The organism is Methanococcoides alaskense (genome assembly GCF_027594145.1).
Lineage (GTDB): Archaea > Halobacteriota > Methanosarcinia > Methanosarcinales > Methanosarcinaceae > Methanococcoides > Methanococcoides alaskense.
Window position 1 is genome coordinate 1 of sequence record NZ_JAQFFK010000001.1, and the last position, 20,672, is coordinate 20,672.

Here is a 20,672-nt window from a genome sequence, read left to right on the forward strand (position 1 = left end):
TCCAAGAATTGTTCAAGTCCTTTTCTCAAACTCTCTTTCGGGGCGAATCCCAGTTTCTCAGCCTTTGAAATATCGGCCACACTATGTTTTATATCTCCTGCAATTGGTTCTTTATGGTCTGGCTTGACATCCTTTTCGAATAGTTCTATTATGATCTCTGCAAGCTCATTGATAGTTGTGGCTTTGCCTGTAGCTGCATTGAAAACATTTCCAATGGCCGCTTTCTTCGAGATCATAAGATCCACCAGATCCACAACATCCTGGACATGGATGAAATCCCTGGTCTGCTCTCCGTCACCGAAGATAATCGGGACAGTCCCTCCTGAAACTTTATCCATGAACTTTGAGATAACTCCTGAATACGGATTCGAGGGGTCCTGTCTGGGGCTGTATATGTTGAAAGGCCTTATACAGGTCGTTGGTAGTCCGTATGCCTTGTTATACATAAGGCAATATTTTTCTCCTGCAAGCTTACTGGCACCATATGGTGATAATGGCTCTTGCGTATGTGTTTCAGGTATTGGCAACTCAACAGGGTTTCCGTAGGTAGCAGCTGAACTGAAATACACAAATCTTTCAATATCCGCATGGCGTGCTTCCTCAAGCAGGTTCAACGTACCCATAATATTGTTTTGTGCATCGAAAAGAGGTTCGTTCATCGACCTTACAACGCTTATCTGGGCGGCAGTATGTATGATCACATCTGCATCTTGTACGTATTCTGAAACATCTTCCCTTATATCTGCTTTTATCACAGGTACATCTTCAGGAAGCATCTCTCTTGTCGTGGAGGAATAGTTATCGAGTACAGTCACTTCGTTATCTTCATGGAGGTGATCGACAAGATAGCTTCCGACCTGGCCCAAACCACCGGTAATAAGAACTCTTTGCATATCTCTGAAAATGGTTTTCTTTTATATGGACTTTGTGAATCTGGGTTTAATATGTGAATATTTCATTATTATGAGTATAATCACTTATGCAAGTCTTTCATAATGTTAATATAGTATTGTGTCACTTGTATATTTTGAGGGCCATTGTAGTTCTCTCCTCTCTACATTACATGTGGTGTGGTACAAAATCGAAACAAAGGTTGCGGTGGTACGTCCTTTGTTGATGTCGATATTATTGAAACCAAAGCGGGCTTTGTGGTGAGGCCCGCTTACATCCCCTCTTTCTCATTCTTTGTTATGGATTATTTTCGGTCATCAAATTGTGGTCACCATGTTCTTTCGAATTTTCTGGCGATCGACAAGATCGCTCCCGACCTGATCCTCAACAATACCCCATTGAATATCTCTCAAAATAGTTCTCTTTTCTATGGTCTCTGTGCATTTGAGATTAATATGTGAATATTTCATTATTATGAGTATAATCACTTATGCAAGTCTTTCATAATGTTAATATAGTATTGTGCCATTTGTATATTTAGAGAATAATTGCAGTTCTCTCCCCTCTACATTACATGTGGTGTGGTACAAAATCGAAACAAAGGTTGTGGTGGTACGGCTTTTGTTTGTGTCGATATTATCGAAACCAAAGCGGGCTTTGTGGTGAGGCCCGCTTACATCCCCTCTTTTTCTCATTCTTTGTTATGGCTCATTTCCTGTCCAATTTGTTCAAGCAGATATCTTATTATCTCGGTTGGGTGCTTTTCTCGCTTTCAATTTTCACTTTGGTATCAAAAAGCATCATTATGATTGTAATCATAACTTCAAAAATTCATTCCATAAGTTAATATGCCATTACTGTGTGTTTCATTTGATTGTACGCTTAAAGCTACTGAATTGACCCGGTGGTGATGTCGTACAAGAAAAACGATTTGGTTTGTGTCATTACTATGCACCGGACCAGGGGGCACACTGTGCCCCCATCATCCCCTCTACTTTTCTCAATGTCCTTTACTCTCAATAACGCTCAGAAACATAATTCTGATCGAAAATATGTCAAAAAAGAAATGTGGCAGTATCTTCAAATCTTCTCTGCCGGAGGTGCGGTGTTCAATTTCACGTACTTAACACCCTTTAGTGCCATTAATCTCTCGTCCATCTCCTTGACAAGTTCTCCTTCTCCATCAAAGATAACGACCTCAAGGCAGTTATCATGGTCAAGGTGGATATGCACTGAGGACTTGATCAGGTCTGAATAATCATGCTGGATATCCGCGATAGCATTTGAAAGTCCTCTTTTGGTATGGTCGTAGATAACGGTAATAGTTCCTACGCGCCTTCCCCTTATGTCGCTCATCCATTCATACTGAGTGATGTAGTTGCGTATCGCATCCCTAATACCTTCTGAACGTGAAGAATATCCTCTGCTCTCTATAATTGAATCAAATTTATTCAACAGATTGTCGGGAAGTGAAACTCCTATTCTCATTAGTTCATGTTCCATGATTTCACCTGCACTAAAATAGACATAAAAGGTAATAACATTTTGTACCATTCTTATTATTTTAGTTGTTATTTAATCTCGAAAAACGCACTAGAATATATATTTATATTTAAGTGTGCTATATGGTATTCATAATTAACAAAATATAGACTATCCATATTTGGAGACCAAATTTCATGAAAACGGAAGAACTTTACTCAGGCAAAGCAAAGACCATCTATAAGACCGAAAACCCAAATGAACTTATCTCAGAGTTCAGGGACAGCCTCACAGCTTTTGACGGCAAGAAGAAAAGTGAAGCAAAGAATAAAGGTTATTACAATGCTCAGATATCAAAGAAGATCTTTGAGATGCTCGAAGAAGAGGGTATTAAAACACACTACCTCGGTATGGTGTCTGGCAATGAGATGCTCGTAAAGAAGGTTGAGATAATTCTCATCGAAGTAATTCCAAGGAACATTGCAGCAGGTTCTATCACTCGTAAATATCCTGTTGAAGAAGGTACGGTCTTCAAAGAGCCCGTTCTTGTATTCGATTACAAGAGCGATGAATTCGGTGATCCTATGATCAATGATGATATCGCAGTTGCGATGGGTGTTGCAACACGTGAAGAGATCGATTTCATTCGTAGCATGGCATTGAAGATCAACGCTATTCTCAAGAGCTATCTTGAGAGCAATGGCTTCCTGCTTCCTGACTTCAAACTTGAGTTCGGTAGGGTGGACGGTGAGATCGTCCTTGCTGACGAAATTTCTTGTGACACCTGCAGGTTCTGGGACGTTGAGACCGGTGAATCCATGGACAAGGACCTGTTCAGATTCGATAAGGGTGACCTTTCAAAAGCATATGAAAAAGTTGCGCACAGACTTGTCCCTGAAATATTCGAGGAGTAAATGGATAAATATGATGTTATTGTGGTCGGAGCCGGTGTGACCGGTCTTCTGGCCGCACTTACATTATCAAAGCACGGCAAAAAAGTGCTGGTGCTTGAAAAACAGGACTCTGTGGGGGGAAACTGTAACAGTTACACAGTGGATGGTTATCAAGTAGACACCGGTCCGCATGCGATCACTCATCTTGCAGAAGGTCCGCTTAGGCGGCTCATGGACAATTATTTTGATTACCAGCCGGTATTCGAGGACTACGGTCAGTATTATGTAAGGACCGAGGAACGTTTTGTAAAAGTTCCCTCAACGATCAAAGAATTCGTCACATTTGACGTTTTTCCCAAACTTGACCGCCTTGCAATTACTCAGGCCATCACGAAGTCTCTCACAATGGCTTCCTTTGGTATCGATCTCTCGGACCAATCGGTCTATGATTCCCTTCCTGCAAACCTTTCAAAGGACACTTACGACTTCGCAGATGCTATATCCTACTTCCTTTCCGGACGTTGTATGAAAGAAACATCTGCACAGAGGGTGCTGGCAGGAAGCAGTTTTGTAAGGGATAGTGTGACTCAGGAACAGTTCGAAGAGATCATCAAACAGGAATCCACTCCTCAAACCGAATCCATACTCCAGTCTGTCCTCCCATCCAATCTCCATCTCTCACTTCATTCAAGGATAAACCTATCTTGCCTCGGAAGACTTGCTTCCAACAAGGTCAGTCTTTCCCAGGGATATCCGCGAAAAGGCCTAAAATCCCTGCTCAATGCAATTCTTTATTCTCTTCCCTCGACCGTGGAAATTAAGACCGGATGTGAGGTCCATAAGATATTCACTGATAATGGAAAGGCCTGGGGTGTCGAAGCGGACAATGCATATAGTGCTGATCTTGTGATATACACAGGATTTGCAACATCCCTTCCCACTCTGGTCGAAGACCTTCCGGCATCTTACAAAGAGCTGCTTGACGGTATCGTTCATTCTAAAAGTCTCACATTATGGCTTGGCCTTGACAGGATGATGGATGAGTTCAAATATGTCGGGTCTGAGATATGGTTCAAGGACACCCCTTACTGGGCGATGCCCACAAGCAATTATGATCCTTCCCTTGCACCTAAAGGAAAACAGCTGATAGGGTTTGCTTTCTTCATGGATGAGGACAATGATGAGTCCAAAGATCTAAAGAACGCCTATGAGACGATCTACCGTGCTATCCCAAACATCGAGGATCGCATAGAAATGAAGCATCATCAGGTGATCGTTCCTGAAAAAGCTGCAGTGACGCTCAATGGAAAATTTGCTGATATCCGTACTCCGGTAAAGAATCTTTATGTTGCAGGGACGGATACCGATAAACGCAGCATGGGAGTGACCCGGGCTGCATATTCTATACTTGAAATGTTAAAAGTGTTGAACGAGGACGGTAATCTTCACTGATCACCGTCTGATTATCATTGTTCTGAGTCTGTCGGCTGCATGTTCGGTCTTATCTGCAATGTCTGCAATAGTTCTGACAAGTTCGATAAAATAGAACACCCCGACAGCCCCTAGTTCCTTTTCATGAGCATATATGTCTTTGACAAGGTCCTTCTCGATAAGGTCTGTGATATGTTCCATCTCTTCTATCTGCGGAACAAGGGCCAGGGTCTCCTCGACCTCACGTTTGCTAAAGGATGTTTCAAGGAGTTCGCTCAACGAATCTACCAGCTTTTCGTATATTTCCACTGTTTTCACTGTCTCTGCACTCAGTTGACATAGCTGGTCCTTTATCCCCTCGGGCATATCGCATTGTCTCAGGGTAAGCATATATGCCGCTTCCTGTGCCACATCGGCGATGGAATCCTGTGGCTTTAAAAAGTTTAGCAGGTCCTCTGCGTTCACAGGCAGCATTATCGAAGACGAAAGCTGTCCTCTTATCGTCTGTTTGATAATATCCGCTTCATGCTCGATGTTGTCGATCTCATGGCTAAGCTCTTCAACAAGGGGCATATTGGTGCAATATGCATTGACCGCCTGATCGAGCTTTCTTACCGTCTCCACACCTTTTGATGCGTGCAGGTAAAGTGGCTTAAAAGGCGATTTCGCAAATACGCTAAGTACCGAACGAATGTATTCCCTTTTCATTATAATCCAACTCCCCTTAATCCCAGGAATATAAGTGCTGATGTTACTGCTGCTATCGGCACTGTGATTATCCATGACATGGCTATCTTTCCAATAACACTAAGATCGACTGCAGCAAGACCGCCTGCAAGTCCGACCCCTATCACAGAACCAACTAGTGTATGCGTTGTAGAGATTGGTATTGAACTGTAGCTATGAAGGACAACAACGGATGCTGTAGCGAGTTCTGCAGAGAATCCCCTTGTAGGTGTCAGTTCAGTTATCTTTGTACCTATCGTCTCTATAACGCGGTATCCCCATGTAGCAAGTCCGATGACCATTCCGACACCACCGACCATTAAGACCCATGCGGGTATGGTCAGGTCTGCGAATCCGAGGGCGTTAAGTCCTGCGTAGAGTGGTCCGACAGCGTTTGCTACATCGTTAGAACCATGTGCGAATGCAATAAAACATGCAGTACCTATCTGAAGTATCACAAATTTCTTTTCTATATTATATGGATTGTCCGTCTTCTGTAATAACGTCAGCCGTATGATCGTGAATATAATGTATGCGAGGACGGCACCTAATATGGGTGAGACCAACCAGCTGCCCACGATCTTTGTGAGTACTATCCAGTTGATATCGCTATAAGCGATAATTCCCTGATATGCAGACACAAGTCCAAAACCAAGTACTGATCCAACAATTGAGTGTGTGGTGGAGACCGGCAGGTTGTAAAATGTAGCGAAAGTGATCCAGAATCCGGCTGCAAGGATAGCTGCCAGCATTCCTACTGCTACAAGGTTCGGATCTAACAGCTTAATACTGTCAATAGGTACGATGCCTTTTGCAATGGTCGATGTGACTCTCTGACCAAAAAAGATAGCACCCACGAATTCAAAGACAGCTGCCACAAGTATTACCTGTTTCAGTGAGAGTGCTCCACTCCCTACTGATGTTCCCATTGCATTAGCAAGATCGTTCGCTCCGATATTCCAAGCCATGTAGAGGCCTGCGATTACCAAAAGAACCACAATTGGATTTAATAGATCTATCATATTTCCTTCCTTTGATCAAGTACTAAAGCTGATAATGTCACACTTGTGATAAATGTATCAATCATTATTTTTTGCTATGGAAATAATCTCTTCACGTGCCTTTTTAGCATCCCCGTCCTCGGGGTCCAGCTCGATGAGCAGATCGTATGTCTTAATGGCATCATTATAATTATCTTCCTGTACACTGAGTTCGGCAGCATTTGTCAGTATTGCGTTTGCTTCCTGTTTGTGCCCAAGTGTGTAAAGCAGTTTACCTCTTGTTCTCCACATGTCGATGTTGGCAACATCGAGTTCAAGGGCATTCTCTATCGCTCCGAGTGCCTTCTCGTATGTCTCAATACTCCTGCTCATAAGGGCTTTCAACTCCCACATCTCGGCTGCTTCCTGGAAACATTTTACTGCTTCCTTTGCCTGCCCAAGCTTCCTGTGAGCAATACCTGTGAAGAAGATGGGCTCGACAAAGTCTTCTGTCAGTCCCATTGTCTCCTCAAAAGCTGAAATGGCAGCACCGTATCTTTCAGATTCGAGAAGTAACATTCCTTTGCTGTGCCATACATGTGCAATGCTCGGGTCTATCTCTATGGAGCGTTCAAATTCCTCAATACCCTCTTGAGCCCTTCCCATTTCCGCAAGGATACCACCTTTTAGGAAATAGCTTTCAGCATCCTTTGGCGCTATCTCTGTGATATTCGTGAATATCTCCAGTGCTCCCTCAAGGTCATCCTTGATGGCAAGGATATTACCTTTCAATTTGAGTGCCTCGATATCTTCTCTAAGGTCCAATGCCTCATTGGTGGTCTCAAGGGCATCATCATAGAGATGAAGTCCGGTGAGTATCCGCGCTTTGATAAGCAGGGCATGAGTTGGGTCAGGTGCATGGTTGATCGCCTGTTCCACAACTTCCAGTGCCTGATCGAGATGGCTTTCCCTGCATAATGACATTACTTTGTTTATCAGAAAATCTGCCAGTTCTTGAGGTGACATATCACTTTTAGGTTCGGACATAATCACCAATTGTGCAATACCATTTTAATGTCTTGCGGAGGATTCAGAAAAAAGAGTCAAGTGTTTTCTGGAAACGCATGTCTGAAAGCATCTTTGCCTTTGCTTTCCATTGCTCCGAAGGTGTTCTCACTCGTGTTGCCATGTCATCCAGTGCTTCTTCAATGGTCTCAAACGTGCGTGGGATGGAGGACAATGCATTTCTGGCAGCCTCGCGGACCACCCATACCCCAAGCGGTGCCCAGTATTCAGGCGTTATTTCCCGTATCATGAATACCGATGCTTGCTTTTGTATCTTCTCAAGATGTTCCAGGGCGGCCATACGGGCGGCATAATATCCTCCGGCAAGGTTCGAATATCCTTTTTTACCGTTAATGTCTTCCATGTCCTGCCCTATCCATGAAGAATCTCCTGACCAGGCCGAGCTTTTCATCCATATCTCGAGCAGCTCGTAAGAATATCTACGGGGGGTCATGAGTATCTCAAAATAGTTTCCGAAACATCCTCCGCTGAACACTGATATCTCACTGATGAGGGGCAGGTCTATCACACGGTCAGTAATGTCCTTCCCGACCATATCATCCGTGGCTGTAATTGCCCAGCGGGTAGGTACAAGTTTCCGTTCCTGTCCCAACAAGCCTATGGAAAGCAATCTTGTGATATGTTCCGTGGGGATGTCCCCTTTAAAGAGTTCACACACAGCATCCTTTGCAAGGGCATCAGTGTCGTATGCCAGATGATCCACTTTTTTCGGGACCTTCGGATTCTCTGCAATATCAAAGTCCTTCATGGTTCCGGAAGGGCCCATGGGGGTAAGTACGCTGTCGAACTTCAGGTCCTGTTTCAATGGTTTTGTGAACCAGGCTTCTGTATCGATGGGTGACTTTGACAATGCGAGTTCCTGCGATTTTTCCAGGAGTTTATCTGGTCTGTTCGCATTTTTCACATCCATGGTCGTATTTGCCCGAACAAGCTGGCATCTGGCAGATATGATGTCCTGGATGTCCATGGAAAGCCAATGTTTGGGGTCTTCCAGTGCCATTGCATCCTTAGAATCCACCTGTGGTGGGATCATGGGTCCGGCCTTGACCTGGGGGTAACCATATCTTCCCACAAAGACCGCTGGCGGGGAAGCACCAAAAATAGAACCGTCTGAAGATATCGAAGTTGCAGTGCTCTCGGCAGATCTGAACTTCTCAAGAATAGGACACCGAGGTCTTCCGCAAAGTCCTTTTCCTTTACATTGGATGCATAGACTTTTGCTCAATCTTCATCATCTTTACATAATATGCAATATTCTGCTTCCGGTGCATTTTTGAACAACCAACCTGAACGCTGTACGAACTTGCATACATTGCACATTCCCTCGTTCATGGCCTTTGCAGGCATCCCATTGACAAGGTTGGTGGCAAATTTCCTTATCTCTTCATTGGTCTCTTCTGAAAATCCTACTTCTGCTCCCCTTTTCTCACTCACGTACTGGGAAACGGCAGCTCTGGACAATCCGAGAATGTCGGCAACCTGTTGCTGTGTGCATCCGTGGTCGATCATCATGGTACGTGCAAGTCCGGCTCGTATTGCTGGCAAAACTCTCTGAACCATTATCTCGCAGGTAGGTTTCATAATATTATATCCTTCACTCGTCCTATTTGATTTTTTTGGCAGCACTAATGATAAGCAGATCTGCACTCGAACGGACGCTCATAATTCAAAAAAAGGACATAGCATTCAATACCAGCATTGGTATGGCCATGTTCCGTTCATTATTAATTTTTAATACGAACATCAGGTCTGTCTGACAGTCCTGTTATTCAAAGTCAATTTCAGTCCTTGATCTGTTCGGGGGAGAACCCTTTCTTTACAAGAACGGCTTTCATGCGACTCAGATGGTTGCCCTGCAATTCTACGGCACTACCTTTTACAGTTCCGCCACACGCAAACTTTGATTTAAGGTATGTGGACAGTTCGTGGAGGTCGATCTCATTAGCATCGAATCCTTCTACAACTGTAACTTCTTTACCGTATCTTCGTCTATTCACTTTCACTGTAATTCTTTGTTGCTCTTTTGCCACTTCTTCACAAATACATAGCTCTGATGGCAAACCGCAAACCGGGCACATTTCTGAACTCATCTTCTAGTTTTTCCTCCGCAAATTTATTGCGTCATATCCATAAATTATTATAATGTATGTTATTTATAGGTAATAAATAGATGTCTTTTATGTATCCCACTATGCTATTAAAATCTAATGGTGATGTTATATCATCTGATGTCGAATATGCAAAAAGCATGTTCAAGCAGGCTAAAGGCCTCATGTTCAGGCGCTCTGTCCCTGATAGCTATGCTATGGTCTTTATTTTTTCCTCTCTCAAGAAAATATCTCTCCACATGCTGTTTGTACCATTTCCTCTGGATGTCCTTTTTCTCAATGAAGATAAAAGGATAGTCAAGACCACCACTCTCAGGCCCTGGATCGGTATCACTGATTCCGGTGAAAAGATCAGGTACGTCATAGAACTACCTTCAGGTACCATCTCTTCCAACGAGCTCAAGGTTGGGGATGATCTGATGTTCGATGAACCTTGAACTTCTCTCTCGCTGGAAATCTTTATCTAATCTATGGTTTATTTAAGCCTAAATCATACTCCTTATATAATGAGGCGCACAAATGTTACCTGAAAATGACCTGAAGATCATAACAGAAGAGATGGGCAGAGAACCAAACCTTGTTGAACAGGGATGCTTTTTGAATCTTTGGAGCGAACACTGCTCCTACCGTTCCAGTGCTCCCCTGCTAAAAACCTTTACCACTGTGGGAGATCGTGTTATCATAGGTCCTGGCGACGATGCAGCGATCATCCGCTTCGGAGAAGGCTGGGTACTTGCCATTGGAATGGAAAGCCACAACCATCCTTCATATGTCGATCCCTATAACGGATCAGCAACCGGTGTTGGCGGAATTGTGCGTGATATAATTTCCATGGGTGCCCGCCCAATAGCGCTTATGGATCCATTGTATTTCGGTCCTCTGGACACTCCCAAGAACCTTTACCTTTTTGAGCATATCATTGAAGGTATCGCAGGTTACGGTAACTGCATTGGTGTTCCTGTTGTCAGGGGTGAAACATACTTCGATGAATCCTACAGCGGAAACCCTCTGGTGAACGTTGTCTGTGTGGGTCTGGCACGCGAAGAGAACATCGTGACCGCATGTGCACAGAAAGCAGGCAACAAACTTGTCCTCATAGGTTCGACCACAGGCCGTGACGGTCTTGGCGGTGCATCCTTTGCGTCCCGCGACCTTTCAGAAGAGGCTGAAGCCGAGGACCGCCCAAGTATACAGATCGGTGACCCATTCACCGAAAAGCTTGCGATCGAAGCAACACTGGAAGCTATCGGTGCAGGCTATGTTCTCTCATGCAGGGACCTTGGTGCAGCAGGTCTTGCAGGTGCAAGTTCTGAAATGGCATCAAAGGGTAAACTCGGTATGCGTCTGGAAGCTGACAAAGTTATCCTCAGGGAAGACGGCATGACTCCTTACGAGATCATGATCGCCGAATCTCAGGAACGCATACTAATGGAAGTCGAACCTGAAAATGTCGATGCTGTCCTTGCGATCGGAAAGAAGTACGACCTCCATGCAAGCATGATAGGTGAACTTACAGAACGTCTCTATTATACTGTTGAGTTCGAAGGTGAAATGGTAGCTGACATTCCGGTAATGCTGCTCACCGAAGGTGCGCCAACGTTCGAAAGACCATCCACTGCTCCTCCAGAGCGTGATATCGGTGAAAAACCAGACCTTCCTGCAGACCTGAAAAAGGTCGTTCTCGATATCCTCTCCTCCCACAACATCGCTTCAAAAGAATGGATCTATCGCCAGTATGACCACGAAGTGCAGGTGCGTACTGTGGAAAAACCCGGCTCAGATGCAGCAGTTCTTCGCATAGGCGATGGAAAGGGACTTGCCATGTCATGCGGATGCAACCCGCGCCACACACTTCTTGATCCATACGAAGGTGGAAAAGGCACGCTCATCGAGAATAGTATGAACCTTGCAGTAAAAGGTGCAGAAGGTATCGCACTCGTGGATTGCCTGAACTTCGGAAACCCTGAAAGACCTGACATCTACTGGCAGTTCAAACAGGCTATCCTCGGTCTCGGTGACGCTGCAAGAAGCCTGTCCATTCCGGTGGTCGGAGGGAACGTTTCCCTTTACAACGAAAGCGGAGAATATGGCACTGCCATCGCACCAACACCATCCATTGGTCTTATCGGTATCACCGGAGAGCTTGAAACAGTTCCTCAAAGCCACTTTACAGGAGAAGGCAACACCATCATCCTCGTAGGCAACACCCTTGATGAGATGGGTGGCTCGGAATATTACAACATGGTCGGGCTAAGGCTCAACGGTAATGTGCCAAAGGTAACCGATGATTCAGTAAAGGTCATTGAAAAGCTCATCAATGTGGTGAGGGATGGAAATGTAGTGTCTGCTCACGATGTATCTGCCGGTGGTCTTGTTGTGGCCCTCTCTGAGATGTGTGACTCCATGGGTGCAGATATCGATCTGAGCACCGTAGGCGACAACCTGCGTGCTGACGATATCCTTTTCTCCGAATCCCATGCAAGAGCAATTCTTGTAACATCCTCTCCTGAAAAGGTCACAGAAATGCTTTCCGATGTATCGCATACTGTCATTGGATCCGTAGGCGGTAACAACCTGAGCATCAAAGGTGAAGGATTCGATATTTCACTCTCCCTTGAGGAGATATCAGATGCAAGGACATCTCTTACAAAACTGATGATGGAATAATTTCCATTATCTTCTTTTTCATTTTAGAACTTTATATTGAAGTTCTATTTTTGTAAAACTTTATCCTTTTTGTCATTTGCCTTAAGGCGTTTCCACTCGATGTCTATATTTATATGAAGAATATAATTCAATACTATCGCAGGTGAGAAGTGAGTTTGAAAAAAGAAGATGATCTCCCTGATATAGCTCCAGGTCCTGTCATCCATAAAAGAAGATGCTGGTCTCATGCCAGCATTGTGATCTGCTCAACTCCTTTTATCAAAGAATCGACCTCTTCTTTGGTATTGTACAGGGCAAATGAAGCTCTTACGGTACCTTCGACACCGATCAGGTCCACTGATGGCATGGCGCAATGGTAACCGCTTCGAACACATATCTTTCTTGTCTCGTCAAGGATCATGGCGACATCATGCGGGTTCATGCTCTGCACATTAAAAGGCACGACTCCGGTCCTGTCCTTTGGTCCGTATACCTCCACCCCATCTATCTCTGCAAGGCGCGTTGCAGTATCTTGTGCCAGCTCTTTCTCATGTTTCTCTATGGCTTCCACGCCAATATCCTTCACATATTCCACGGCTCGTCCAAGACCTATGACCCCTGGGATGTTCGGGGTTCCGGCTTCGAACTTTGATGGGGATGGCTCAAGCTCATAACTTTCAGTGGTCACTGCATGAACGGTTCCGCCACCTACATAAACGGGCTCAAGGATGTCCGGGTCCTTTATGCAGAGCACTCCAGTTCCCTGTGGTCCGAGCAAACCTTTATGACCTGGGGTAATGAAAAAGTCACATCCGATATCTTTGATATCCACTGGCATATGTCCGGCAGACTGTGAGCCGTCAACAAGTGTCAATACATCGGATCGGTGTGCTATCTGAGTTATTTTCTTGACATCCCTGACAGAACCGAAAACATTAGAAACATGGTTGACACTCACCAGTCTTGTTCTGTCCGTAATGGCCTCATCGATATCCTTTGGATCAACATTTCCTTCCCTGTCCGATCCGACGACTGTGACTTCAACACCCTGTTCTCTTAGCCTCATCCAGGGGAGAAGATTTGAATGATGTTCGACAACAGTTGTCACCACATGGTCGCCAGCTTCCCATTTCAGTCCTATTGATACCATATTGATGCTTTCTGTGGCATTTTTGGTAAATATGGTTCCCTCTGACCCGATATTCAGGAATTCAGCGACTGTATCCCTTGCATCCTCATAGTGGTCAGTGGTCTGACGGGCAAGCCTGTGAGCTCCTCTGCCATGATTTGCAGCATATTTGAAAAAATAATCGTTCATGGAGTTGACGGCTTGCACCGGCGTCTGTGTTGTGGCACCGCTATCAAGGTAGATAACTTCCTCAAGAACGGGGAAATCTTTGCGTACAGAAAGAATATCATACATATTCGTTTCATACGCAAGATTGCTAAAAATAGGTTTTGCAGCTTATTTATTTAGATAGAAATCCACCGAGCATGAAATTGCAAAGTTCCCGCTCATCAGCATCCAGTCTTTCAGTGGTCTGGCCACTTACAACCGCAAAGTACCTGTCTTCTCCATTTCTGGCAGATATATCATCTATTTTCATGATATTTCTCATAATTTAATTCCTCCTGTCTCTTCAATTGTAGTTATAGAATTTGGCCTGCCTAGCAGAGCCGAACTCTTAACAACGAGTTAATCTTATTTATATTTTTCTATTTATATGGGAGTTTTTGTGTTGTTATTGTCGTAAGGAATATAATGTTACAAAAGAGTCACCTTACCATGTGTCACATCATGATCGATAGATCATTGCAATATATAGAAGGTACGCAGCGCGTTCTCGATGAGGGGGCTACTCTTGAGAATACTCAACCTCATCTTAAAAGAATAGGTGTAACCAGGATCGCAAGCATAACCGAGCTTGATCGTATCGGGATACCTGTTTTTTCAGCCATAAGACCTTCCGCAGCCGATGGTGCGATATCCATCTATTCCGGCAAAGGAGCTTCAGAGGCACAGGCAAGGATCTCGGCCATGATGGAAAGCTTCGAAAGATGTCTTGCTGAACGTGTAAGTGTAAATGCGGATATCGATGAAGAGATCGCAGCCGATGAATTTATCGAGAGCTCAGATAAAGCAAGTGAAGGGCATGAGCTACTGGACGTAGATTCTTTACTTCTCTTTGAACCGATAGCCTCCGATAAACTGGTCGAATGGATCAAAGGCTGGGATATGTTGCAGGAGAAGGAGATCTATGTTCCCTCAAATGCTGTCCATCACCCATACGATTCACCGGGAATGTCAGCAAAACTTTTCCGAAGCAATACCAATGGACTTGCTTCCGGTAACGTTATCGAGGAGGCCATTCTCCACGGCTTGCTTGAAGTGATAGAACGTGATGCTCTGAGCATATCTGAGTTTAACAGGAATCCGGGCAAGGAACTCGTTCTTACTGAAAATGACGGTATCAACTATGAGCTCGTAAAGAAGTTCGAAGATACCGGCGTGCAGATAAAATTATGGTATCTGGGACATGATACCGCTATCACCACCATCGTAGCGGCTACCGATGACCTTGAACTGAAAGATGCCGCATTGCTTGTCATGGGTGCAGGCTCCCATCTCAAGCCGGAGATCGCTGTACGAAGGGCAATTACAGAAGCTGCACAATCAAGGGTCGTACAGATACACGGCGCACGTGAGGATACTGACAGGGAATCATTTGTGAGGCAGATCGGATATGACCGCATGAAAAGGATGAACCGGTTCTGGTATGACGAAGGTGAGTCCATAACGATCGACCAGATAAATGATATTTCCGCATCAACTCCTGCTGAGAACATTGATGTGGTCCTCAATGAGCTACGTAAAGTTACAGACAGCGCAATAGTGGTGGACCTGTCCCGTGAAAGTATCGGTGTTCCTGTGGTGAGGGTCATCATTCCCGGATTCGAACAATATACCCTTGACCGCGAACGTGTGGGTAAACGTTTAAGACAAGGTCGCAAGTCCCTGGCTTCATCTGAAAAGCCCTGGAAGAGAAAGTTCGGGCGTAACAAGTGATCCCATGAGAGCAGTGGTATTTGCAGGTACAAGTATCTGCCATGAAGATGCAAAAGCCATACTTGATGCTGTCTATCTGCCTCCTGTGGCAAGGGGTGATATGGAAAAGGTCGTGTCCCAGGGCTATGATATCATAGGCATTATAGATGGCATGTTCTTCGATAGGGCCGCTGTTGCACACAAAGAGATCCTCCATGCAATGAAGAAAGGCATCGCCGTAGTAGGTGGTTGCAGCATGGGTGCACTCCGTGCATCCGAACTTGATGTGCATGGGATGATCGGTGTCGGCAAGATATATGAATGGTATCGTGACGGTGTTCTCGAATCTGACGATGAGGTGGCTGTAACCACAAATCCCGAAACCTTTGAACCTGTATCTGTTCCCCTTGTTAACATCAGGGAGACCTTACAGGCAGCATACGATGAAGGTGTCATCGATGAGAGTATCCGTCTCTCCCTGCTTAATATAGCAATGGAGCTACACTATCCTCTCAGAAGTTATCTTGGTATTATAAAAACAGCTGTTGATAAAGGTATACTTTCCGAAAAAGAGCCGTTATTAAATTATTGTCTGAACAACGAGACCGATGTCAAAAGAGCTGATGCTATACTCGTTCTTGAAAAGATAAAAGAGCTTATGAAAAAGTAAGCTCATGCGTGGTCTTCATGGTCAAGTTCGCAACCATCATGTTCTATCCTGCCACAAACCCCGAAAGTTGGATGTCCCATTGAATTGCAGATCGCATCAATGGCATCCTTTGATACAAAACCTTCAAAACGTGCAACCTCTTTACAGGATTCTTCCGGTGTAAATCCGTAATGGTTTAACATAAGGCTTAAAATACGGTGTCTTCTCAGAATGAAATGTGTGTATTTCTTCCCTTTCTCAGTAAGGCTGACACCTCTGTAAGGTATATGTTTCACATATCCTGTGGAATCCAGTTCATTGATAGCTTTCGTTGTCGTTGAGGGATCTACTTTCATGTGTCTGGAAATATCCGTGGTGCGCACATTATCGCCTTTCTCAAGCAGGAATTTCAGGTACTCTATCTTTTTCGGAGATAGCTCAAGCCCTGTTATGTTCTCCATAGACCTGATTGATCCCCTGTTTATTTAAAATTTGCGTACATACCAAAAATACCCATTCTCATTTTGGACCATGCTTTTCAATGAACAGTTCGATGAGTGATCCCGTAATGCTTTTCTTGGAAGGGGGTGTGGGGATCTTATCTATGGGAAACCATTTTGCATCCTCTATCTCATTGGCATCTATCTCTATATCTCCGCTTTTATAGGTCGCGGTGAATCCTATCATCAAAGAAGAAGGAAATGGCCAGGGCTGGCTCCCAAAATATGAAAGTTCCTTTATGGATACACCAACCTCTTCTTTGACCTCCCTGTGTACTGCGTGTTCTATGGTCTCTCCGGCTTCCACAAATCCTGCAACAAGGCCGTACATACCTTCCTTGAAATGATGTGACCTTGCCATGAGCAATTGCTCTTCCTTTTCTATAAGGACCACAATAGCAGGACTTATCCTTGGATATGCGATATGTGCACAACTGCCACATTGCATCCCTGTTTCTTTGGGCACATAATGTGTGTAATTCCCACAGAGCCCGCAGTATTGGTGTGTGCGGTAGAAATCTGCCATCTGTACCGCTCTTGAAGTAATGCCAAGCATCTCTTCATCGACGATACCATACAGATCATTCAGTTCAAGGAATTCCATATCCTCGAACTCTGCTTCTTCCGGTATTTCAAAACAATGGCAGGGTATGTCACCAAGCGTTCCGATGTAGATGATCTCTGTACTCTCAAGAACACTTCTTTCAGGGATGTACTTAAAATACTCTTCAGCATCGATACCGTTCTCGACCAGCACCTTCCGGCTTCGTACCGGGAAATATAGGGCTTTACTTTCTGGATTATCTTCCATTCCGTGGAATTCGAGTTCTTCGGTAGCAAAAGAAGGATTATAATATGGTTTCATAGTTTCACACCTGTATTTCTCATAGAAGTTCGGTCTCTGGACCATAGCCTTTCGGTTAAAGCTCCTTAAAGACCTGCAAGATCGAAGTAGCTCCAGAGGTAGAGTACGACCGTTCCAACTATTGCTATAAGGACAAAGGTATTCCTTGAATGGTAATAAAGTTCCTTTGAACCTGACATCTTTATAATCATTATTTTATTAAGGGTGCTGATGATCCCTGCCATCACAGCGGTCTGGGCAGCCACAGTATAGGGAACATTGCCTGTAAAAGCCAATGCTGCAACGGATGCCACAACAGCGGAACTGCTTACAAGTCCTCCAAGAGCTGTAATGTAGATACCTGTACTTCCTGCGAACTCTCCTGCAAGGCTTGTGATCACCAGAAGGATGGAGAAAAGGGCACCGAACTTGAAGGCAGGTTTCAATGCGAAGGGTGAACCTATCTCCAGTGGTTCTGTCATTAGATCATAGCTCTTCCTTCGTATTGCTATGATCATAAGAACAATAACAAGCATTGCGAGCTGTGGGGGGATCATTGCCAGCATTGTTCTTCCGGTGGGATCGACTATCAATGCAATAAGGGTGTTACTGATTATCATTGATATGTTTGACATGAGGATGCCGATGTAAAGGGCATGGATAAGGCTGGACTGGTTCTTCGACATTGCAGCTAGTGCAGCAGTGGTGGCTTCGCTGCTGATAAATCCTCCAAAAAGACCTGAATAGGACATCCCGCCTTTAGTACCGAACCTCTTGAGCGATACATAGCTGATGAATCCTATGAACATCACAAGTACCACAATGAGTATGGCGGATTTAAGGTTCAGTACACCCATTATAGGCTCTTCCGGCATGAGCGGGTATAGTATAAAAGCAACTGCGAGGAACTGAACACCATTGAGTATCTCATCATCTGTAAGATGTTCGGCAAAAGAATGCAAAGGCTTCTTTTCAATAAGTAGGAACGTTATTATGACCCCTATAATTATGGCAAAGAGATAATGTCCCATTGCAACGAGCACTCCCAGAAGGTAGGTCAGAAAAAGGGCGATGGAACTTGTCATCCCCAGTTTACCACTGATCATATATACTCTGTATATAAGGAAAAAACAAGAAACTGCAATGAGTGCAGTAGTTATCTGGAGGATCATTATATCTATCAGTTGGGCTACAAATGTCGCAAGCATGCCACAGATACATACTATTGCGAAAGTACGTACTCCTGCAAACACTTCCTGATCCTGACGGTGGTGTTCACGCTCGATTCCTATAAGGATGCCTATCATTAAGGACAGTACGACCTTTGTGAGAAAATCATACAGTATCGGGTCTATGCCCAGATCAAATGCCAACACTGTTACGACCCTCTTCATAAATATTCATATTATCAGTTTTCCGAAAGAGCAGGCATCTATATTCTACTATATGCTTTCCTGTATAGTAGTAATATATATCTCATGAACCTTTATATTATTTTTTAACATTGGTTACTTGTTCCCAATTTTAATTCTTATAAATCTCAAAGGGAAAAGTGGGGTTATAATTTGATAGTTCAGCAGGTATTCGTAAAAGGAATAGCGCACAGTTCTTATTTGCTTGGTGGCGATAAATTCTGTGCAGTGATCGATCCGTCCCGGGATGTCGACGTATATCTCGATATGGCCTCTGATATGGGATGGAAAATAACCCACATACTGGAAACACATCTTCATGCGGATTTCATCTCCGGGCATATGGACCTGATGAAAGGGACAGGTGCGAACATTTTTGTTCCCGGTTCTGCGAATTGTGAATTCGATGCAGTGGGTGTTTCAGAAGGCGATATATTCGAGATAGAGGATATGTCCATTAGAGTAATGGAAACTCCCGGTCACACCCCTGAACACGTTTCCTATGTGGTGACCGATCGTGCAAGGGGAGTTGAGCCAGTATGTGTTTTTTGCGGTGACACTCTTTTTGTTGGGGATGTGGGCAGACCTGATCTGTTCCCTGGAAAAGCTGAAGAACTGGCATCAGAACTCTATGATAGTCTTCATGACAAACTTCTCTGCCTCCCTGACTTTTGTGAGGTATATCCTGCACATGGTACAGGTTCTCTCTGTGGCAGGGCAATGGCTGCAAAAAGAAGTTCTACCATCGGTTATGAACGCCTTTATAATCATGCTCTCAACATCGGTGAAAAGGCCGAATTCATTTCATCCTTGACCAATGAGATGCTTCCTGCACCAGATAATTTTAAACGGTGTAGTAAAGTGAATGCTACGGGTCCCGTTCTTCTTTCACAGCTTGCATCTGCTGAAGCGTTACCTCCTCTTGAGTTCAAAAAGATGAGTGAAGATACTGAAAATATGGTTCTTGATGCCAGGTGCTATGAAGCATTTGGTGGCCGACATGTTCCGGGTGCATACAGTATTGATATTAACAGCAATTTTGCAACATTTTCGGGCTGGCTTTTGCCTGAGGACAGGACCATTATGTTGGTGGTTGATTCTCCGGATCAGGTTCGCAAAGCATCCCTGTGGCTTCACAGGGTAGGACTTGACAGGATTGGATATTTCCTCGAAGGTGGAATGGCCGCATGGTCCCTGGCAGGCCTTTCGACACAACATGTTTGCCAGCTTTCAGCTGAAGAGCTCCATGATCTTCTCTCCAGTGGTGAAGAACTGGTACTGATAGATGTAAGGTCGGAAGCAGAACACCGGGAAGGTCATATACAGAACTCCATCAATATCCCTGTTCCTGAACTGCGGAATTCCCACAAAAACCTTGATCCCGATACAAAGACCGTTGTTATCTGTGGAAGTGGGCAGCGTTCAAGTATGGGTGCCAGTATCTTACAGCAGAATGGATTTAGTGATGTCTACAATGTAGCTGGTGGAATGACCGGTTATAATGCTGCAGGTTATGGTCCTGAATGTATTATGTGTTCCCTCCCCTGGGCAGTTTCAGGTGATCGGGATAAAATAAATAAAATAAAATAAAAAAGTCACAATTGATGCTTTGTAAGTCCAAGGCCACGTTCCTTTTCAAGATTTATGGTCTTTGGCTTGTAGAGCTTTCCCGCTTTCCACGAAGTGATGGCCTCTTTCACAGTTTCATCAGCACCCACGAATATCTCTATCCCGTTCTTGTCAAGAAGGTCAACGATCTTCTGTCCGACACCTGAACAGAGGACAATATCCACTCCTGCATCTTTTAGCAGTTCGGGAGGTATGCCTTTTCCACCCATATGCACACTTGTATTCTTGATTATCTCGACAGTTTCGGTCTCTGTATCATATATGGTATATGTAGGAGCTTTTCCAAAATGAAGTTCAACGTAGTCCTCTAATCCCCCGGTCTCTGAAGATGGTATGGCAACTTTCATAT

General features: G+C 44.4%; 22 protein-coding genes. 7 read left to right on the forward strand and 15 right to left on the reverse strand.

What is annotated here, in order from left to right; translation table 11 throughout:
- The 3 genes from PBV53_RS00005 to nikR all read right to left on the reverse strand — a co-directional run.
- On the reverse strand, positions 1-893 hold an 893-nt coding region (locus PBV53_RS00005; protein WP_270095163.1), incomplete at its 3' end, for an NAD-dependent epimerase/dehydratase family protein.
- A gap of 315 nt (positions 894-1,208) precedes the next feature.
- On the reverse strand, positions 1,209-1,361 hold the full coding sequence (locus PBV53_RS00010; RefSeq protein WP_270095164.1) for a hypothetical protein: 153 nt from the start codon (positions 1,359-1,361) through the stop codon (positions 1,209-1,211).
- 610 nt (positions 1,362-1,971) lie between these two features.
- Positions 1,972-2,394, reverse strand: coding sequence for a nickel-responsive transcriptional regulator NikR (nikR, locus tag PBV53_RS00015; RefSeq protein ID WP_270095165.1), 423 nt, complete (start codon positions 2,392-2,394; stop codon positions 1,972-1,974).
- A gap of 176 nt (positions 2,395-2,570) precedes the next feature.
- On the opposite strand from nikR, the gene purC reads away from it, so the two are divergent.
- Positions 2,571-3,287, forward strand: coding sequence for a phosphoribosylaminoimidazolesuccinocarboxamide synthase (purC, locus tag PBV53_RS00020; protein WP_270095166.1), 717 nt, complete (start codon positions 2,571-2,573; stop codon positions 3,285-3,287).
- Positions 3,288-4,718, forward strand: coding sequence for a phytoene desaturase family protein (locus PBV53_RS00025; RefSeq protein ID WP_270095167.1), 1,431 nt, complete (start codon positions 3,288-3,290; stop codon positions 4,716-4,718).
- Here the strand turns inward: PBV53_RS00025 and PBV53_RS00030 are convergent, their stop codons facing one another.
- The 6 genes from PBV53_RS00030 to yciH form a co-directional block, all read right to left on the reverse strand.
- Complete coding sequence (locus tag PBV53_RS00030) at positions 4,719-5,405, reverse strand: TIGR00153 family protein (protein WP_270095168.1); 687 nt, start codon at positions 5,403-5,405, stop codon at positions 4,719-4,721. It abuts the gene before it with no gap.
- Positions 5,405-6,445, reverse strand: a complete 1,041-nt coding sequence (locus PBV53_RS00035; protein WP_270095169.1) for an inorganic phosphate transporter — start codon at positions 6,443-6,445, stop codon at positions 5,405-5,407. Before PBV53_RS00035 ends, PBV53_RS00030 begins: the two co-directional genes overlap by 1 nt.
- Before the next feature lie 57 nt (positions 6,446-6,502).
- Positions 6,503-7,450, reverse strand: a complete 948-nt coding sequence (locus PBV53_RS00040) for a tetratricopeptide repeat protein (RefSeq protein ID WP_270095170.1) — start codon at positions 7,448-7,450, stop codon at positions 6,503-6,505.
- A 43-nt stretch (positions 7,451-7,493) separates the two neighbouring features.
- A complete protein-coding gene (locus tag PBV53_RS00045) occupies positions 7,494-8,714 on the reverse strand; it encodes an Nre family DNA repair protein (protein WP_270095171.1) in 1,221 nt (406 codons plus the stop codon).
- On the reverse strand, positions 8,711-9,070 hold the full coding sequence (locus PBV53_RS00050) for a transcriptional regulator (protein WP_270095172.1): 360 nt from the start codon (positions 9,068-9,070) through the stop codon (positions 8,711-8,713). Before PBV53_RS00050 ends, PBV53_RS00045 begins: the two co-directional genes overlap by 4 nt.
- A 200-nt stretch (positions 9,071-9,270) precedes the next feature.
- Positions 9,271-9,579, reverse strand: coding sequence for a stress response translation initiation inhibitor YciH (yciH, locus tag PBV53_RS00055; protein ID WP_011500065.1), 309 nt, complete (start codon positions 9,577-9,579; stop codon positions 9,271-9,273).
- 101 nt (positions 9,580-9,680) lie between these two features.
- On the opposite strand from yciH, the gene PBV53_RS00060 reads away from it, so the two are divergent.
- Both PBV53_RS00060 and purL read left to right on the forward strand, forming a co-directional pair.
- A complete protein-coding gene (locus PBV53_RS00060; protein WP_270095173.1) occupies positions 9,681-10,034 on the forward strand; it encodes a DUF192 domain-containing protein in 354 nt (117 codons plus the stop codon).
- Positions 10,035-10,116: 82 nt separating this feature from the next.
- Positions 10,117-12,264 (forward strand): phosphoribosylformylglycinamidine synthase subunit PurL, encoded by a 2,148-nt coding sequence (gene purL, locus PBV53_RS00065; protein WP_270095174.1) that lies wholly within the window; start codon positions 10,117-10,119, stop codon positions 12,262-12,264.
- Between the two features lie 223 nt (positions 12,265-12,487).
- Here the strand turns inward: purL and PBV53_RS00070 are convergent, their stop codons facing one another.
- Together PBV53_RS00070 and PBV53_RS00075 are read right to left on the reverse strand one after the other, a co-directional pair.
- Entirely contained in the window at positions 12,488-13,666 is a 1,179-nt protein-coding gene (locus PBV53_RS00070) for a cysteine desulfurase (RefSeq protein WP_270095175.1), read from the reverse strand.
- 46 nt (positions 13,667-13,712) lie between these two features.
- Positions 13,713-13,862: a hypothetical protein gene (locus PBV53_RS00075; protein WP_270095176.1), complete on the reverse strand. Its 150-nt coding sequence runs from the start codon at positions 13,860-13,862 to the stop codon at positions 13,713-13,715.
- Between the two features lie 167 nt (positions 13,863-14,029).
- On the opposite strand from PBV53_RS00075, the gene PBV53_RS00080 reads away from it, so the two are divergent.
- Positions 14,030-15,310 carry a YcaO-related McrA-glycine thioamidation protein gene (locus tag PBV53_RS00080; protein ID WP_270095177.1) on the forward strand — a complete coding sequence of 427 codons (1,281 nt, stop codon included), beginning with the start codon at positions 14,030-14,032 and terminating at the stop codon, positions 15,308-15,310.
- Between the two features lie 4 nt (positions 15,311-15,314).
- Positions 15,315-15,959, forward strand: coding sequence for a TfuA-related McrA-glycine thioamidation protein (locus PBV53_RS00085; RefSeq protein WP_270095178.1), 645 nt, complete (start codon positions 15,315-15,317; stop codon positions 15,957-15,959).
- A 2-nt stretch (positions 15,960-15,961) separates the two neighbouring features.
- Here PBV53_RS00085 and PBV53_RS00090 read toward each other — a convergent pair whose 3' ends face one another.
- From PBV53_RS00090 to PBV53_RS00100, 3 genes are all read right to left on the reverse strand, one after another.
- A complete protein-coding gene (locus tag PBV53_RS00090; RefSeq protein WP_270095179.1) occupies positions 15,962-16,399 on the reverse strand; it encodes a metal-dependent transcriptional regulator in 438 nt (145 codons plus the stop codon).
- A gap of 58 nt (positions 16,400-16,457) precedes the next feature.
- Positions 16,458-17,303 (reverse strand): NAD(+) diphosphatase, encoded by an 846-nt coding sequence (gene nudC / locus PBV53_RS00095; RefSeq protein ID WP_270095180.1) that lies wholly within the window; start codon positions 17,301-17,303, stop codon positions 16,458-16,460.
- Between the two features lie 65 nt (positions 17,304-17,368).
- Positions 17,369-18,676: an MgtC/SapB family protein gene (locus PBV53_RS00100; protein ID WP_270095181.1), complete on the reverse strand. Its 1,308-nt coding sequence runs from the start codon at positions 18,674-18,676 to the stop codon at positions 17,369-17,371.
- Positions 18,677-18,847: 171 nt separating this feature from the next.
- On the opposite strand from PBV53_RS00100, the gene PBV53_RS00105 reads away from it, so the two are divergent.
- Positions 18,848-20,284, forward strand: coding sequence for an MBL fold metallo-hydrolase (locus PBV53_RS00105; protein WP_270095182.1), 1,437 nt, complete (start codon positions 18,848-18,850; stop codon positions 20,282-20,284).
- Positions 20,285-20,289: 5 nt separating this feature from the next.
- Here the strand turns inward: PBV53_RS00105 and PBV53_RS00110 are convergent, their stop codons facing one another.
- Positions 20,290-20,670: a NifB/NifX family molybdenum-iron cluster-binding protein gene (locus tag PBV53_RS00110; RefSeq protein WP_270095183.1), complete on the reverse strand. Its 381-nt coding sequence runs from the start codon at positions 20,668-20,670 to the stop codon at positions 20,290-20,292.
- Positions 20,671-20,672 lie beyond the last annotated feature (2 nt).